The sequence below is a fragment of the Legionella sheltonii genome, assembly GCF_026191355.1.
GTDB classification, from domain to species: Bacteria; Pseudomonadota; Gammaproteobacteria; order Legionellales; family Legionellaceae; genus Legionella; species Legionella sheltonii.
In genome coordinates, this window is record NZ_JAPHOQ010000005.1 from 180,691 (window position 1) to 198,252 (window position 17,562).

The window sequence follows — 17,562 nt, forward strand, 5'->3', positions numbered from 1 at the left end:
ATAAGCTCCTTGCTCTCTATAAAAGTGGTAGAGTCACTTTCCCATTCCTTATATAATATAGTATATGTATTATTTTGTTTAATTGCTTAAAATTATTCAAATTGTTAAAATATAAAGCATCACCTCCAGAACGCGTTGTTCTTGTATGCGTGCAGGAATTTTTTCCTGTTTTACGAATTGGAACCGATTTTGTTCTACTAATTTTTTGATGTAGTCCGAATGATGACTGAAACGAGCACTTGTTTCAAGCGACCACGGATTCTCCAAGCTGATTTCCGTAGTAAAAATAAAATAGCCTTTGGATTTCAGATGTTGATGAATCGTATGAAATAGCGTATCGAGCTCACCAAAATAGGGTAGGACATCGGCGGCGATAATCAAATTATAGGTTGCCTTGTTTTGCTGTAGAAATTGATTGAGTTCCGCTTCTACCAAATTGTCATAGATTTCCTTTGCCTTAGCTTGGGCCAGCATTTTTTCAGAAATATCAACGCCGGTTAGGTGTTTACTCACTTCACGAAGAACAATCCCGGTTAAACCGGTTCCACAGCCTAAATCTAAGGTATGGGTGTTTGCAGGTAATTCTAATTGGTGGATTACACGTGCTATGTGCTGTGGGATGGAGTAGTTTAACGTGCCTTTCATGTGTTGATCGTAATAAAGCGCGTAGTTATTAAATAAATTATGGGCATACTCAGGAGTCGTTGTTGCTTGTTTATTGCCGGTAAGGGCATAGAGCATATGGGCGCTTATTGTATCTTCGGGATTAATCTTCAGAGCACGTTCTAGATATTCTCTGGCTTTAACTTTTTGTTCCAATTTAAGATAAATCGCAGCCAGATTGTTGAGAGAGGAGGTATGAGTGCTATCTAACTCAAGTATGTGATCAAAAAGAATAATGGCTTCATTTAAATGGCCTAAAGCCATTTGTGCTACGCCGGAATTGTATAAATATTCAACATTATCCGGTTCTTTTTGCAGTAATACGTCATAATGCATGAGTGCATTCTCAAAACGGTCATGATGCATAAAGGTCGCAGCTAAGTTATTGCGTGCCTCGATGTTCTCATTGTCCAAGGCTAATGCCTTACTAAAATAATCAATTGCCAATTGGTTTTGCTGCCTTTTTAAAGCGATCACTCCTAAGTTGGACAGCGCTTCTATTTGCTTACTGTCTTGCTCTAAAACGTTTTGAAATGCCTCTTCTGCTTCGGCGAGCGCATTTTTTTCCAGATGTAAAACACCGAGATAAAACAAGGCTTCAGTATGAAAAGGATTTAAGGAGACTACATTATTAAATTGGGTTTTGGCTGCATCCAATTGATTATTTTGCAGCAATAATAAGCCTAAATTAAAATGTGCGGCACTAAAATCAGGTTCAGCATGAACTGCTCGGGTATAATGTAATAGCGCTTGAGGATAATTATGTTGTAATGCATAGACCGTGGCCAAGTTATTATGAGCTTGAGCATAATCCGGTTTCAGTTTTATGGCCTGTTGATAATATTCAATTGCCCTATCCAGGCGGTGTAGTTTTTTGTACGCGTTCGCTATGTTATTAAGCAAACTTGCATTCTCAGGATTTAACGAGAGTGCTTGTAACAGATAGAGAATGGCATTATCCATATCCCCTAACTGAGCATAAGTAAGCCCTAAAAAGTGTAACGTATTGAGATGCTTAGGTTCTTGTAACAGGATTTGCTCATAAAGGCTAATGGCTTGTGGCAAATGACCTTCATATTGGAACTTATATGCTTGCGCAAAGAGTGCATCAGTGTCCATCATCAATTCTTAATTAGAGTACGCAGTTGCTTTAATGCTTGTGCGCGGTGACTGATATTATTTTTAATTTTAGCAGGTAATTGAGCTACTGTGCATTGAAAGTCAGGAATATAAAAAATGGGATCATAACCAAATCCACTGTCGCCAACAGCGTGAGTGTGGATCATCCCTTTCCATAGTCCTGTGGCGATGATTGGTGTTGGATCATTGGCATGCTGAACTACTGCTATGGCACAATAAAACCAAGCTTCCCTCTGTTGTGAGGGAATATGAGCCATTTTTTCCAAGAGTAAATGGATGTTTTCCACATCAGTTGCATTATCGCCGGCATAGCGAGCAGAATAAATACCCGGTTCGCCATTTAAGGCCGGTACTACTAAGCCCGAATCATCCGCTAAAGCAGGTTTTCCTGTATGAAAACTGGCATGACGTGCTTTAATTAGTGCATTTTCAATAAAGCTTAAGCCATTTTCTATGGCATCAGTAACACCTAAATCGGTTTGTGGGATACATTCTATTGGTGCTAATAAATCGCGTAATTCTTTAATTTTACCGGAATTGCTGGTAGCGAGAATAATTTCTTTCATAATTTAAGCCATAAAAAGTAGAGGAATATAGCCTGGACGATGCACCGCGGGTATCTCCTCATCCTCTATTGTACTCAGGATGAAGGCGATTATATTGCTTCTCAACAGGCCTTTTAAACACTATTTTAAAAAGAAAGTGCAGTGTAACGTGGTGATTAGAAAATAGAAATTAAATTTATCCTGATTGCTGTATGCAACCACTTAATTGCGATCAAATCTTTTCTTTATTTTAACCACTAGGCTGGCCAAAAAATAAACTGTTTAAATAGCTTTGTAACAGACTTTAGGCTAAAATAAGATTTTTATTGGAGCACTGATGATGCCCATTACACATCTTTTATTGGCGCTTTTAGTCGTTTTGATTTGGGGGGTAAATTTTCTTTTTGTTTCCTTTGGACTGGAAGAAATTTCACCTCTGCTACTCTGCGCGCTACGTTTTTTATTTGCCAGCGTGCCGGCTGTTTTTTTTGTCAAAATACCTTATGCGTCATTTAAAGAGATTGTTTTATATGGCTTTGTCATGTTTGCCCTGCAATTCGCCTTCCTATTTATCGGTATGAATGTTGGTATGCCTGCTGGAATGGCCTCGTTACTCATGCAAACGCAGGTATTTTTTAGCATGTTTTTCGCAGTAATTTTTTTGGGCGAACAGCCCAATCTAGGCCAGATTATAGGTGCCCTGGTTGCTTTTACGGGGATTGGTTTGGTTGCGATGCATTTTGACAGTGATATCTCTTTGCTTGGTTTTATTTTTATTCTTGCAGCTGCCGCAACATGGGGCTTAGGCAATCTGATCACCAAGAAAATTAAAGGCAGTAACAACAACATGATGGCAATTATTGTCTGGGGGAGTTTTGTTGCCTGCATCCCGATGTTTCTTTTTTCTTTGATATTTGAGGGCGCATCCAGTTTTGTTTATACCTACGAACATATCAGTTGGCGGGGTACATTATCATTGTTTTATATTGTTTTTGCTTCGACCTGGATAGGTTATGGGGTTTGGAACTGGCTCATTGCTCGTTATCCAGTGGGAATGGTCGCGCCCTTTACATTATTGGTGCTGATTGTGGCAATGATTAGTTCGGTTTTCGTATTAGATGAACCGTTCCAACTGTGGAAGCTCGCTGCAGGATTGTTAGTGATTGGTGGCTTGTGCATCAATATTTTGGGCGCTCGTTTTTTTCCTGTAAAAACACAGTCAGAAGCAGCTTTAAGATAAAAAATTTAACGACCTTAATTTGACGTGCCGAACAATTTGTGCCAGGTTGGTGAGCATATAAGCATGAGATCATGCTGTCCTAGCATACACACGTTTCGGATTCTTCTCTGGCGCACTCAGGCTACAATATTATAGTTAAAATGATATATCATATGCTTTTGCTACAAAGTATTGGCGCTTGATTGTGATTGATTCGAAAACTATTGTTCTATGTGCAGATGACTTTGGTTTGGACTCCGGAATTTCGGAAGGCATTTTAAAATTAGTCCATATGGGGCGTCTGTCTGCTGTAAGTTGCATGGTGAATATGCCGAGTTTTATTCCTTATGCCAAAGAGCTACTCTCCTTAAAAAAATGTAAGCACATCCAAATTGGTTTGCATTTTAATTTGACTGAAGGTTATTTAGCATCCATCCCAGAACAATTATCTTTTACATTACATGAATTGTTGATTAAGTCGCATCTGCACGCGCTGAAATTATCTTTTATTGCAAAAGAGTTTTTAGCTCAATTGGATCAATTTATAAATATCATGCAACAACCCCCTGATTTTATTGATGGCCACCAGCATGTGCATCAATTTCCTGTGATACGAAAAGTCATTTTGGATCTTTATGAACAAAGATTGAAAAATTATGGAACTTTTGTTCGCGCCACTTGGCCGTCCATTAATGTGCCGCAAAGTCGATTTAAAGCAAAAGTATTGGAGTTTACAGGAGGTAAGGCATTACTGAAGCAACTGATACATTTAGGCATCCCACATAATCGTTACTTCTCGGGCATTTATGATTTTGCACCTGATGCTAATTATAGAGAGATGTTCAGAAAGTGGATGGCTTTAATGAAGGACAACACATTAATTATGTGTCATCCAGCAGATAAAGTGAGTCCTACTGATCCTATATCCCCGGCGCGTTTAAATGAATTTAATTATTTTTTAAGCGAAGAATTTTTAAAAGATTGTGATGAATTTCAGGTTCATTTAGCCCAAGATGAACATGCATTCTCCCTGTCATCCCAGGTGTAGCGAGGGATCTTTCATCGCAAGTGGGGACTATAGCCCAGGAACTTTCTCATCGTGCGTGGATGACAGGGATTGTAAACAGGTTCGAGGTTAAATTTACTCGTCTTTTTTTTTTATGTATTATCCCTTTTAGATACTTTGGAGTCGTTTAAAAAAAGGAAGAATACCTTGAATAATTTTTTTTGGATCTCTTGTGGCGCGATCATTGGTGCGAATTTGCGTTATTTAGTGAACCGTTTTTCCGTTAAATATTTATCTGCAGGTATTCCTTTTGGAACATTTATTGTGAATCTTACAGGAAGTTTTATCCTGGGTTTTTTTATGACCTGGACTTTAGAGCGGGTAGAGGTTGATCCAAGATGGCGTTTGTTTGTTGCAGTTGGATTTTGTGGCGGTTATACAACATTTTCAAGTTTCAGTTATGAAAGCTATGTGTTGCTGGAACAGAGTGATTACGCCCTTGCTGCACTAAATATTATTTGCAATAATGTTTTATCACTAGCAGCAGCTATTGCGGGCGTAGTGCTCGCTCGGACAATCTAATATGAGTCATGTAAAAGTTTCTATTTATATTAACGAAGGAGACAAATGGCAACATCGTCCCCTACACCTTGAACTTTTAAGTATGCTGGATAAACAGGGAATTGCAGGTGGAACTGTGTTGCGCGCAATTGCCGGATTTACCCTAAAAAGCCCTGTTGTATCAACCTCATTGGTTGATATAGGTAGCAATCTTCCTTTAGTGGTGCAATTCGTTGATACACCGGAAAAAGTGGATGCGGTATTACCTCAAGTAAAAGAAATGGTTGGGAAACGTCTCATTATTCGTGAGCCTGTAGAAGTCGTGAATGGCTTTTATCCGGTCTCTTAATCGCAACTAAAAAACGCCTATCAATCGATTCAATTTGATGCTGAGTCTCTTTTACAGCAGGGTACTCATTTGAGTGTATTTATCTTTCTTTACTCGATTTATTGTAAAAAATCTATTTATATACTATTATTATCTATAAATAGAGGTAATAAGCATGAATCATTTACATTTAGCACCGTTTAATACATCACAAGATTTAAGTGAAGACGTTTTAAAACGTAATACTCAGAACGTTATTGCCCTTTTTAAGCATTGGCAATTAAAAAATGAAGAAGAGTGTGAATTGTTAGGCGGCATAAGCCCTGCACAACTAGCTAAATTTAAGAAGGGAACGGCTCATATATCGGGTAGAGATACAATGGAGCGAGTGGGCAATCTTTTAGGGATTCATAAAAATTTGAGAATTCTCTATCCATACAATCGAGAATTAGTCTATCAATGGATAAAAGGAAGAAATCAAAAGCTTCATAATCTTCGCCCTTTGGATGTGATGCTGGAGCAAGGTTATATTGGCATTGCTCAAATAAGACGCCTTACTGATTTTTTGCGAGGCCAGTAAACGTGTCTTTATTTGATACTGTCAGGGAATACTCACAAGATATTTTTAGAAATATAAGAGGAATAAAAGTATCTCAAGATTTATTTGATGATCTCAGTAATGACCCTCTCAATTGGGAAGCAGCAAATACGATAGAAAGTCATACTCATCCGGTATTAACCCACCAATCTTTAATTCAACGTGCATTTGATTACAGTAAAAATGATTTTATTGATTATCCATTTGAAAACATAACAAGCTCTCGTTATAGCGATGGTTCAATGGCTTGCTGGTATGGTTCAGAAACATTAAATACAACCATTTATGAAACACGATATCATTTTGTTCAGGAAATTAAAGATTCCTGGGATATTTTTCAAAACCAAGAGACCGTCATCATTGATAGGAGAGTGGCGAAAATTTATTGTCAGGGTTTAGGGCTTGACCTTACTGAAAAGAAAGAAGAATTCCCCTGGTTAATTGATCCAAACAATTACACACCATGCCAAGAAATAGGGAGAAGAGTAGCTCAAGAAGGACATCCATTGTTAATTGTTCCCTCCGCGAGACAGCCACAAGGAGTTAATCTCGTGGTTTTTAATCCGAATGTACTTTCTAATCCAAGGGAATTTTGCAGATTACAATATGTGTTTGATGTAAAAAAAAGGAAAATTCAATGCATTCGAGGAGAAAATGAAGTTGTGCTTGAGCAAAGTGAGGTTGAGATTTAAATCCTAAGTTAGGAAGCTCCTCTTCCCATTTGTGGGAGGGGTTGTCATCCCAGCATAGCGAGGGATTTCCATGCTGTAGCGCCGTGTTACGATAGGAGAGCCCGCGTTGCATTCGGGATGATGGGGGTAGGGAATAAGGGGCCGTCATTAATCTAACGGCAGGCCCAAAATCGAGATATCGTAAAGCTATACACTGAAACCAATCCCAAAACCAGAAATAAAGCAAACAAGTAATTTAAAGTCGTATAACGTAGAAGCAAGAAGTAAAGCATTTCATTAATGATTCCCGCAGAAGCGGCTACCAAAAAAAAATGGGGTAAACTTAAAATTTTTTCATCATGCAGTCGAGCAAAAGTAAGATATTTATGTCCTAAGAAACTGACATTAAAGGCAATTAAAAAGGCAAAAACATTGGCGGTGAGCGCTTGGATTTGCATGAAATTCACTAAATTGAATACAACAAAGAGGTGGATTAAAGCCGCAGAGCCACCAATTGCCGCAAAATAAATCAGTCGATACCTTAATTTAAGTTGAGCTGTCATCAAAGCTGGATTCCTCATCAATAATGTAATGGGGTCTATGTTTGACTTCGTCAAAAACACGGCCTATGTATTCCCCCACTACGCCCAAGGCAAAAAGTTGTAAGCCGCCAAAAAAGGTAATTGTTGTGACTATGGTTGCCCAACCAGGAGTTTCTATACCAAATATCAGGGTGCTGATAATAATCCAAATCCCATAAAATATTGCAAGGGTTGCAACGCTAATTCCACCAATAGCAATCATTCGTAATGGAAATGCAGTAAATGAAGTAATTCCTGTAATTGCCAAGTCCAAAAGCGAGTAAAAATTCCATTGTGAAGTACCTGTCTTTCGAGGTTGTACTTCAAAAGGAATAGCAACTTGCTTAAATCCAACCCAGCTGTATAAGCCCTTCATAAAACGATTTCGCTCAGGTAATTTTTGTAGTGCTTTCACGATCTTGCGATCCAAAAGTCTGAAATCTCCGGCATTTGCAGGGATATTAATCCGATTGATTCGTGAAGTCAGTTGATAGAATGCTTTGGCACAGGTTCTTTTTAACCAAGATTCATTAGCACGATTTTGACGCACAGCGTAGACCATATCATAGCCCTCTTCCCATTTAGCAAGAAATTGGCTTAGAAGTTCCAGCGGATGTTGGAAGTCAGCATCCATTAGAATCACGGCATCGCCTTGGGCATAGTCAAGCCCGGCACTGATGGCATTTTCCTTGCCAAAATTTCTACTAAAACGAATGCAGCGGAGCGGAAATTGTGTTCTTAATTGTTGAATAACTACTGGCGTATTGTCCTGGCTGCCATCATCCACAATAAGTATTTCATACGCGTAACCCAGTTTTTTTAGGGTATCAGTTAATGCCGTAATAAATTCGGCTATTCCTGCTTCTTCATTGTAAACTGGAACAACATAAGAGACGCGTTTTGTATGATTTATTGGTTTGGACATGTTGGGTTTAATTGGTAAACGGCTGCTGTAATAAACGCGTATATTAACCCGAATTGAAAATTCTCGTAAGTGCATTTAAATTTTTTTTTATTAATAAGAAATAAGCTGATACTATGGGTATCCTATTTTTGTTTTAGCGTTATGAACCGATGAAGTACATTGATTTTGACGAAATATGGGATACTAAGAAACAACCTATTTTTCTGGATGAAAAAGTTGCTAAATTTTTATTTAAGCAAAAAGAGGACATCAATTTTTTTGCCTCGCCCCTAGATAGTCTTGTGCCAATAAAATCAAAATCAAAATTAAGTCTCTTTGAGAGTGCCCCCCATTTTCTTTTAGCCACAGTTTAGTTCTCTCCGGTAAAAATCAATGGCATATTGTTGCTAACACCCACAGAGGGAAGGGCGGTTTTGGTTCGGTTCATGAATCAAAATATAAAATCGTGGTGACGCATGACCCTAAAAAGAAGCATTATCAAGCGCAACTTGTCCCGGTTAGCGATGTGGTCAAAATACAAAGACCATCGAAGGAAACTTTCTATGCAGAGCTATTGAAAAGGACAGAAAAAGAAGCATTAAGACAAAAAAAGCATGGGGTCAATGTTATTGGTGTTGTTGGGGCAAAAGACAGGGTCATTACCATCCTTGAAGATTGTGGGACTAGCCTGGATAAGCTATTGCCCTTTAGGCCCAGCTGCAATTATTCTTTTCAGTTTCGCTTGGAAGTCGCGGCCAGGATAGCCAGTGAAATGCTTTTATTACAACAAAAAGGCGTGGTGCACCGCGATCTTAAGCCCGCTAACATCTGTTATAAAAAATTGTCTCATGGACAATTTCAGATCATATTTATTGATTTTGGTTTGGCCGAAGATATTGATTCAAAGAATAACCTAAAACCTTCAGGAACTCCTGCTTATATGGCCCCGGAGGTACTTCTTGGTGAGGGCAGCACTTATGAATCCGATATGTATGCTTTCGCAGCCATATTAGCCGAGATCTTTGGGGCTAAAGATATTTTAAAAAATAAAGAGTCGGCGGCAACGTTGTACGAATTAGCCTCAGCAACTTATTGTCTAGATGGTCTTTTTACTGGTTATGATGTATCCGAAATTGATCCTTACCTTCTTGAAGACATAAAAACATTACTCTATCGTTTACAAAGTAAAAAACCTGCAGACCGCCCGAGGATTGATGAAGTCAATAAATTCCTTATTACTCTCCCCGCCAGGATGGATACCTATAAAAATTTTAGTGATAATTGGGCGAAGATGGTTGAATGCTTTAAGGAATTTGAAGGCTACCATCAGAAAATGAACTTGTTAGTGTCAAAACATGAATTAGTTCCATTTGGAGTGAACCCACTTTATGAAAATAACATCTTGAATCACACATTTAATCGAGGGATGCTCCAAAAAAGAGCGGATATTTATATAGAAATTTCAAGATTTGCTTTACCTCAATCTCATTATGAATTGGCGAAAAGATTAATTAAAGAAAATCGAAGGGCTGATTTTGAAGATCAAGATAATCCTTATCCTAATGTGGAAAAAGTGATTTACATGTTGCAGAAGGAAAACTTGAAATTTAAGAAAGCGATGGATAGTTTTAGGGCGTGTCCTCAATTTAAAGCCATTAATTGAACAGATTTATCGATTTGTAAATTCTTTTTGTTCATCATTCCACCAACCATTTATTTTGTCTTAATTTAAATCAAAAAAACAATTAAAATCCTGTAGACTTTTACTCCTGATGTGCGACTATTTTGCAAAAAATTAGGGGCACATATGCCAAGACAAATACTCACTGATGAGATATGGATACAACTTGAAAAGACAATGCGATTTCACGGCTGCCATAAATGGAATAATGATCGTAGTGTTATGGAGGCCATTTTATGGAAACTACGCACAGGAGCGCCATGGCGCGATATTCCGAAAGAATTATGTCCATGGAAAACAGCTTATAATCGCTTCAATCGGTGGGCTGCAAAAGGATTATGGGCAGATTTTTTTTTGATGTACGAGGCGAAATTGATACGGAATGGGTATTCACCGATGGAAGTTACGTCCGCGCTCACCAGCATGCGAGTGGATCTCGGCTTGGAGAAGAGCGAGCCATTGGTAAGTCTAGAGGTGGAGCTACTACAAAGATTCATATTGCAGCCGATGCGCATGGAAATCCGATCGATTTTGAAATCACTGGGGGTCAAGTCCACGACTCCCAAGTTGCATGTAAAATAATAGAAAAAGTGGGCTCAGCAGATCATTTCATAGGCGATAAAGGTTATGACTCGGAGGATATTCGAGAAGAGGCCAGAAGTGCGGGAATGAACCCTGTTATTCCTCGGAAAACAAACAGTAAAAAACCTAACCCAGAGTTTGATTCATCTTTGTATAAATTACGCCATTTGGTGGAGAATCTTTTTGCTCGATTGAAACACTTTCGAAGTATTGCTACGCGCTTTGAAAAATTGGCACGAAACTTCAAATCGATGCTTTTTTTAGCATGTTCGATAATTTGGCTTAAATTGAAATGAGAAATTGGTGTAATGATGAACAAAAAGAATTTACAAATCGACAAATCTGTTCAATTAATAGCTTTAAATTGAGGACACGCCCTAATAACTGCGCTTGGAGCATTGTAGAGGGCAAACAGCTAGCAAAGAAATTTATTAATACCAACAGCACGGGAATGAGAAAAATTGCCAGAATTTTGTGTTCTCAACTATCCCCTTTAGAACAATTGGAACAATTGAAACAAATTGGTCAGACAAAGATTGAACCAGGATTGTTCTACTTTTTCAGCCATTCCAAGATTCTTGGTAAAGGTCGACATCAGAATATAGAGAAATTTTATCAAAAGCTTGCTCAAATTGATCCGGAAAAAGAGGAAGCAGAGTATTGTGCCAGAGAGCAATTGGATGAAATCGTTCAATTTATCCAAAGCACAACAACCTTTACGCATTAAGCACGCAGGAGTTGGAGCCCCGTAGGTCGCCTTGGCCGACAATTCTTTATGGGTTATTGCGCAGCAATATGCTGTTGGGCCAAGGACCAACCGGCATTCTCTCACTAATGAGCTAGCCTTAAAACCGAGAGATTATAATGAAGAGCCACACCACAAGTGCGTTAACAATCGTAATAAAAACCGCTGCTGAACCCAGATCTTTGGCTTTTTTAGTTAAAGGGTTCCAGGCGCGATCAATTCGATTTAATGTGGTTTCTACCGCTGAATTCAATAATTCAGCTACCCATACTATGAGTAAGGTACTAATTAATAAAGCCCGTTCAACAGATGTTTTTCCTACAAAAAACGCTGTAGGGATGGCTATAATGCCAACGTACAATTCAAGGCGGAAAGCAAATTCGTCTTGAAAGGCTGCTTTTAAACCCGCAAAAGAATAAATGCTGGCTTCTTTTATTTTCAAAATGGCTTTAACTATAAAATGAAACATTCAATTAATCCTACCGTCGTTTAAAATTTTTTTAGTTTGTCTGAGATCGCTGTACTTTTCAAATAGATATTCCATAATAAATTGCCTAAAAGAGTTTTTATGTACTTAGACAGCACTTCCAAAAAATTTTACAAGCAGTTCTTAGGGGTTGGGTATGGGGGAAGGTTATACAAGTTTGGTCGATTTACTGGAAAAAAAAGCAGAAAACAAACCAGATTTCCCGCTCTATACGTTCATAGACAGAAAAATACAGGAAAACAAGAGTCTGACGTATCGCGAGTTGGCAGGGCAAGCAAGAAAAATAGCAAGTATTTTATTTGAAGAAGCAAAGCCTGGTGATCGTGTATTAATTATTTATCCACCGGGTTTGGATTTTATTGCTGCTTTTTTTGGTTGTTTGTATGCCGGGACCATTGCTGTGCCTTCTTATTCTCCGACTACCAAAGATTGGACTGAAAAGCTCCAACATATTATTAAAAACTCAGGAGCTCATGTTGTTTTAACCACTAAAGAGTTTGTGCAGCAAATCAAGAAACTAAAGGGCAAATATGGAAATTATGAAGCCATACGGTTTATCACGGTAGAAGATTGGATGAATGCAACGGATACATGGCATTCTCCATCACTTACAGAAAACCACCTCGCTTTTTTACAATACACTTCAGGGTCCACTGGGAAACCTAAAGGAGTCATGATCAGTCATGGTAATTTGCTGCATAATTTGTTTGTAATCAAAAAAGCTACTCAGCTGACTGAAGAAGACATTAGTGTTTCTTGGTTACCTCATTTTCATGATATGGGACTTATTGGGGGGATATTACAACCAGTTTTCAGTACCATCCCTGCCAAACTTATGTCGCCGTTGACTTTTTTACAACGTCCGGCAATTTGGTTAGAAACCCTATCGCACTATCGCGCTACGGCAACGGTAGCCCCCAATTTTGCTTATGATTTATGTGCCAGTGAAATCACTGAAGAAGAAAAAAGTCGATTGGATTTAAGCCGCTTGCACTTTGTCATGAGCGGAGCAGAGCCGATTCGCAAAGCAACGATTGATCGCTTTATTCAACGTTTTGCATCGTGTGGATTTTCGCCTGAGTTTTTTTATCCGTGTTACGGACTTGCCGAATCGACATTGATGGTTACAGGAGGAAGACGCAAACAAGGAATAAGAAGTCAATGGGTCGATAAGAACACATTAAATCAAGGCAAAGTAATTTATTGTGATGAAACACATCCTGATGCGCGTAGTTTGATAAACTGTGGACAGGTCATTGATCGTTGTACTCTTGCCATTGTTAATCCAGAGACCTTACAAGAATGTCCTGAAAAAGTGGTTGGTGAAATCTGGGTGGCAGGGGCGAGTGTTGCCCAAGGTTATTGGCAAGCACCTGAGGAAACAAGCCGTTCTTTTAATGCGCGAATTGAGAATAGGGAGCCTTCTTTTTTACGCACAGGGGACTTGGGTTATCTGGATGAGGGGTCGCTGTATGTCACAGGACGTCTGAACGACCTGATTATCATTCGCGGATGTAATTTTTACCCGCATGATTTGGAAGATACTGTTCATAGATGCCACCCTGATTTGCGCGAGCATTGTTGTGCTATTTTTTCGATAGAAGAACATGAGCGTGAGTTATTGGTTATTGTCCAAGAAATTAAAAAGAACGTTCAGGCACCGAACTTTGAAGAAATCATCAGAACCCTACGCAGCACCCTACTGCAAAAACATGGGATTGATGCCGATGTTGTCGCGCTTGTTGGTCGTAATTCAGTTCCTAAAACAACTAGTGGAAAAACGCAACGTCTATTATGTAAGAAAAAATATTTGGAAGAGGATTTAGATTTTCTCTGTATTGATAAGATTGTTTCGCATGAAGCAAAGGAACAGGTCAAGGAGGTTACCGGTTCAGAGATTACCCAGCGGCTCAACTCGATCTTTAATAATGATCTTACGGTCTTAGATAAAGAAAAAAAATTAAGTGAGTTAGGATTGAACTCTGTAAAGCTGGCCCAGTTGCATGAGACCCTTTCAACCCACTCGGGTAAAGACATATCCATTGAATTTTTACTTGCGGATCCTTGTCTGTGCGACATTATAGACTTATTGCATACGGGAAAAACAGAAAGAAGGCTTGAGCTGACCTCAGTCGATCTAGCCGCAGAGTTTCATCAATATAAAAACATCGTCCCGCACATCACTAGTTCGTCCAAATCCATGCCCCAACATGTATTAATAACCGGGGCAACAGGCTTTTTAGGCGCTTATTTACTGCGAGAGTTATTGACCCATACCAACTGGCGCATTACTTGCCTTGTTCAAGCCAATTCCCTCGCTGCAGGAATGAGCCGTGTGATTAAAAACATGGAGGATTATGGCCTATGGGATTCAGTTTTTCATGAGCGGATTAAAGTCGTATTAGGTAATTTGGAAAAAAACAACTTAGGCCTTTTCAGACAGGATTGGGAATATTTGGCCGATACGGTCGATCTTATTATTCATGGAGCTGCGGTACTTAACTTTATCTATCCTTATCAAAAATTGATGGCGAGTAATGTCCTTGGCACGAAACAACTCATCAAATTAGCGGGTTATAAAAGGTTGAAGGCATTACATTATATTTCCACCGTAGGTTATTTTATGTCCGCTGATTTGGCAGAGGATGTAGTGATTTGCGAACAATCGGAGCTTACACCTGAAGACGGAATTTATGGCGGTTATAATCAAACAAAATGGTTGGCAGAGCGGTTGGTCGTTCACGCTCGTAGCTACAATATTCCAACGATAGTCTACCGACCAAGCCTGATCACTGGGGAAAGCCAAACGGGATACTGGAACCATGAAGATGTAGTATGTCGGATACTCAAAGGTTGTATCGAATTGGAGGCGAGGCCTACTCTTGATGTGCGCTTCAATTTTGTCCCTGTCGATTATGTGGCCAAGGCAATTACTCATTTTACCATGGAAAAACCCTATCACGCTGATACGTATCACTTAATAAATCCACACGAAGTCGAGGTAGCGCAATTATTTGGATATATTCAAGCAAAAGGTTTTAAGATAAAGGAGATCGCCTATCCTGATTGGGAACAAATGATTCAACACCATAGTAGCCATCTTAATCATTCATTTTCTCCTCTTCGCCCCTTTTTCACCGAAAAATTGGCACAGAAAGACCGTTCATTATTCGATTTATATCTCCACAACAATAAAGCGAAAATTGATTGTACTTATACTAAAAATCAGTTGGCCAATCATGGGATTTACTGCGAAAAAATAGATGCAACTCTATTTAATAAATACCTTGATTATTTGATTGATTGCGGTTACTTAAAAGAATTAAGAGAAGAAGCTTTTGAAGAATAGGGGCTATCCCCATCACCTCGAGCGCAGCGAGAGATCTCCGCGATAGAGCACGGTGCGGGGGCTTGGGTTCACGTCAAATTGGGGTATGGTTTCTTTATGCTATAGTTCTACAGGGAGATATTGATGAGGAACAAGCATGACGCGCATTCATCAAATTACATCACTGCCTCATGATAAAGAGATTGTCTGCGAACGAGTAAAAGCCTATGGTTTTGGTTTATACGAGACTATGGGGGCTCGTCCAAGCCAAGAGGATGCTGCCTTTGCAAGTTGGTACACCCCAGATCATTTTAATTGGCTTACTCCCCAAGATATTGGTCGTCGTTTGTGGACAAGTTATCACCTGGTTAACCATTTAGGTCAGTCCTTAATTTATGGTGGTAGCACGGCATCGACAACGGTGTACGATGGTCAAAGAACTTTAATCACTGCAACTTTAGCGGATTCTCTTTCTTTTGTCGTGGTTTATGACACACAGGAAAAATTGGCAGGAGTGTTCCGTTTAAATAGTATCATTCACCATCCTGGCGTCGAATTAGAACGTATTAAAAGAGCTGGTGGCATCGTTTTTTTTGATCGCATCAACGGTCAGTTGGCAGTATCACGAGCGTTAGGAGATTTTAATTTTAATGCTCAGGTCGTTTGTGCTGATGCGAGTATCGACATTAACCCGCTTGATAAAATTTATGAACAACTGGAAATTCTGGAAGCAAACGTAGGGAAGGTGCAAATCATTATGACGTGTGATGGTTTTACAGAACCTTTAGCCTCACAGACCCAGAAAGAGCATGAACATTGGCTTTTTAATTGTTTAACTAAGGTACCGTTTGCCAGCAAGCAGCAGGAGCATCAACTGGCAAAAATGCTCGTTAATGAAGCGCTTGCATTGGGCTCAAGTGATAATGTTTCAATTGCCGTACAAACACTTTCTCAGTCTTCCCCCTTTTTAATCGGAATTTATGATGGTCATGGTGGAAAAAGTGTTTCACATTATGCAGCGGAACATTTGGGTGATATTTTTGATTCTCAGTGTGTTCTATCTCAAGAAGCCTATGCGCAACAATCAATGAGTGCCGATAAAAATTTCATTACCTATTATCGAGATAACAAGGATCATGAATGGTATGAGCCTTTAGCTGAAGCTGAAAAAAAGAAAAGGCAGCGGAAGCGTTTTGGAGTCAGTACGGTTCACGCACAATTGAAATTACTGCAAGCCGAATCCGATATGTTTCTAGCCAAGTCAGGTAAAAAAAATACAAGAGATGCTCAGAGTGTCAGTGCAGCAGTGCGCAGTTTTTGCGATTTTATCGATAATTTATATCGCCGCTATGTTGATTTGACCCTTAATGAACACGAATTTATTGAATGCATGATTTATCTTCTAAAAAACGATGGTATCGAGCGAAGCATCAATGAACGATTTTCATTTTTGTCTTTAGATTTTAAAGGATGTAAGGAACAGGTAAACATCATTACAAAACAAGAACCATTAAGACAAATTTTAATGCACTTATTCTCATTTTTGTAAACCCATTTCATGTTATCATGATATTTTTCTGATTACATGGAGGATTATTGTGCAAGAGTTTTTATCGATCAGTATGTTGATTATGTTGGCTGCGATTTCTCCTGGACCTGATTTTGCCCTGGTGACTAAGAATTCTTTACTTTATTCCAGAGGAGCAGGAATTTATACCGCCCTGGGGGTTTCAGTAAGTCTTTTGATTCATGCAAGTTACTGTATTTTAGGACTGGCACTAGTTATTTCAAAATCATTGCTCGCATTTAGTATTATCAAATATTTGGGCGCAGCGTACCTGATTTATATTGGCATCAAAAGCTTATTGGCCAAACGTGAAATGATGAAGTTGGATGCCCATCACGCCACGCATTCGATTAAGGGTTTGCAAGCCTTTAATCAAGGTTTGTTGTGTAATCTTTTAAATCCCAAAGCAATTATGTTTTTACTGGCATTTTTTACCTTAGTTGTAAAGCCTGGGCATTCCATTGCCGCTGAGTTAGGTTATGGGGTAGAAATCGCTTTAATTCACATGATTTGGTTTTCCTGCCTTTCTTATATGTTGACCCATCAGTATGTCAAAACCAACCTGAATCGTTTGCAATTTTATATTGTTAAAATCATGGGAGGATTACTCGTTGCTTTTGGAGTAAGAATCGCCAGTTTGAGTCAAGCAGCAATGTTGCCGGTAGCATTAGCTGAGTAGTTACTCTATTTCCCAGTATGGGCTTTTTGCCCATACTATAAAAACGCTCCAGATATAATTTATATTAACTTGTTTCATTCTATTTGTTTCAGCCAATCAATTGAGACAATTCATCACCCTCCAGGACAATGGACATAATAATTCGTTAAGGAATGATTTGTATAATAAATGCGCTTCAAGGGTCAAAAGAAAGCAAATCCCTGTGGTTGCGATTTATGATCAGCACAACATGCTGGACTTCGGATATTCGCTACTCAACTCGTAATGAGTTGATTTC

General features: G+C 39.0%; 17 protein-coding genes. 12 read left to right on the top strand and 5 right to left on the bottom strand.

Annotated features, from left to right (window positions below):
• Nucleotides 1-96: 96 nt before the first annotated feature.
• Together OQJ26_RS07195 and rdgB are read right to left on the bottom strand one after the other, a co-directional pair.
• Nucleotides 97-1,782: a tetratricopeptide repeat protein gene (locus OQJ26_RS07195; protein WP_265703267.1), complete on the bottom strand. Its 1,686-nt coding sequence runs from the start codon at nt 1,780-1,782 to the stop codon at nt 97-99.
• A gap of 2 nt (nt 1,783-1,784) precedes the next feature.
• On the bottom strand, nt 1,785-2,369 hold the full coding sequence (rdgB, locus tag OQJ26_RS07200) for an RdgB/HAM1 family non-canonical purine NTP pyrophosphatase (protein WP_265703194.1): 585 nt from the start codon (nt 2,367-2,369) through the stop codon (nt 1,785-1,787).
• A 319-nt stretch (nt 2,370-2,688) separates the two neighbouring features.
• Between rdgB and OQJ26_RS07205 the strand changes: the two genes are divergently transcribed.
• The 6 genes from OQJ26_RS07205 (at nt 2,689) to OQJ26_RS07230 (ending at nt 6,752) form a co-directional block, all read left to right on the top strand.
• Nucleotides 2,689-3,588, top strand: a complete 900-nt coding sequence (locus OQJ26_RS07205) for an EamA family transporter (protein WP_265703268.1) — start codon at nt 2,689-2,691, stop codon at nt 3,586-3,588.
• 184 nt (nt 3,589-3,772) lie between these two features.
• On the top strand, nt 3,773-4,615 hold the full coding sequence (locus OQJ26_RS07210; protein ID WP_265703195.1) for a ChbG/HpnK family deacetylase: 843 nt from the start codon (nt 3,773-3,775) through the stop codon (nt 4,613-4,615).
• Between the two features lie 165 nt (nt 4,616-4,780).
• Nucleotides 4,781-5,155 (top strand): fluoride efflux transporter CrcB, encoded by a 375-nt coding sequence (gene crcB / locus OQJ26_RS07215; protein ID WP_265703196.1) that lies wholly within the window; start codon nt 4,781-4,783, stop codon nt 5,153-5,155.
• 1 nt (nt 5,156) lies between these two features.
• Nucleotides 5,157-5,483 carry a DUF190 domain-containing protein gene (locus OQJ26_RS07220; protein WP_265703198.1) on the top strand — a complete coding sequence of 109 codons (327 nt, stop codon included), beginning with the start codon at nt 5,157-5,159 and terminating at the stop codon, nt 5,481-5,483.
• A 154-nt stretch (nt 5,484-5,637) separates the two neighbouring features.
• Nucleotides 5,638-6,042 carry a hypothetical protein gene (locus OQJ26_RS07225; protein ID WP_028380824.1) on the top strand — a complete coding sequence of 135 codons (405 nt, stop codon included), beginning with the start codon at nt 5,638-5,640 and terminating at the stop codon, nt 6,040-6,042.
• 2 nt (nt 6,043-6,044) lie between these two features.
• Entirely contained in the window at nt 6,045-6,752 is a 708-nt protein-coding gene (locus OQJ26_RS07230) for an RES family NAD+ phosphorylase (protein WP_265703199.1), read from the top strand.
• Nucleotides 6,753-6,904: 152 nt separating this feature from the next.
• Here the strand turns inward: OQJ26_RS07230 and OQJ26_RS07235 are convergent, their stop codons facing one another.
• Nucleotides 6,905-7,294: a GtrA family protein gene (locus OQJ26_RS07235; protein WP_265703200.1), complete on the bottom strand. Its 390-nt coding sequence runs from the start codon at nt 7,292-7,294 to the stop codon at nt 6,905-6,907.
• The gene (locus tag OQJ26_RS07240) at nt 7,278-8,237 is read right to left on the bottom strand and encodes a glycosyltransferase family 2 protein (protein WP_265703269.1); all 960 of its coding nucleotides are present in this window, start codon (nt 8,235-8,237) and stop codon (nt 7,278-7,280) included. The genes OQJ26_RS07235 and OQJ26_RS07240 overlap by 17 nt, the downstream gene beginning before the upstream one ends.
• 448 nt (nt 8,238-8,685) lie before the next feature.
• Between OQJ26_RS07240 and OQJ26_RS07245 the strand changes: the two genes are divergently transcribed.
• From OQJ26_RS07245 to OQJ26_RS07255, 3 genes are all read left to right on the top strand, one after another.
• Entirely contained in the window at nt 8,686-9,879 is a 1,194-nt protein-coding gene (locus OQJ26_RS07245; protein ID WP_265703201.1) for a protein kinase domain-containing protein, read from the top strand.
• Between the two features lie 144 nt (nt 9,880-10,023).
• A protein-coding gene (locus OQJ26_RS07250) for an IS5 family transposase (protein ID WP_416209942.1) occupies nt 10,024-10,775 on the top strand; the annotation gives its coding sequence in 2 pieces (ribosomal slippage) (nt 10,024-10,225 and nt 10,225-10,775; 753 coding nt in all).
• Nucleotides 10,776-10,930: 155 nt separating this feature from the next.
• Nucleotides 10,931-11,206: a hypothetical protein gene (locus OQJ26_RS07255; protein WP_265703202.1), complete on the top strand. Its 276-nt coding sequence runs from the start codon at nt 10,931-10,933 to the stop codon at nt 11,204-11,206.
• A gap of 118 nt (nt 11,207-11,324) precedes the next feature.
• Here OQJ26_RS07255 and OQJ26_RS07260 read toward each other — a convergent pair whose 3' ends face one another.
• The gene (locus tag OQJ26_RS07260) at nt 11,325-11,693 is read right to left on the bottom strand and encodes a diacylglycerol kinase (protein ID WP_265703203.1); all 369 of its coding nucleotides are present in this window, start codon (nt 11,691-11,693) and stop codon (nt 11,325-11,327) included.
• Nucleotides 11,694-11,847: 154 nt separating this feature from the next.
• Between OQJ26_RS07260 and OQJ26_RS07265 the strand changes: the two genes are divergently transcribed.
• The 3 genes from OQJ26_RS07265 to OQJ26_RS07275 all read left to right on the top strand — a co-directional run bounded on the left by OQJ26_RS07265 (nt 11,848) and on the right by OQJ26_RS07275 (nt 17,285).
• Nucleotides 11,848-15,060, top strand: a complete 3,213-nt coding sequence (locus tag OQJ26_RS07265) for a thioester reductase domain-containing protein (RefSeq protein WP_265703204.1) — start codon at nt 11,848-11,850, stop codon at nt 15,058-15,060.
• Between the two features lie 136 nt (nt 15,061-15,196).
• Nucleotides 15,197-16,588 (top strand): PP2C family serine/threonine-protein phosphatase, encoded by a 1,392-nt coding sequence (locus OQJ26_RS07270; protein WP_265703205.1) that lies wholly within the window; start codon nt 15,197-15,199, stop codon nt 16,586-16,588.
• Nucleotides 16,589-16,637: 49 nt separating this feature from the next.
• On the top strand, nt 16,638-17,285 hold the full coding sequence (locus OQJ26_RS07275; protein ID WP_265703206.1) for a LysE family transporter: 648 nt from the start codon (nt 16,638-16,640) through the stop codon (nt 17,283-17,285).
• Nucleotides 17,286-17,562: the final 277 nt, after the last annotated feature.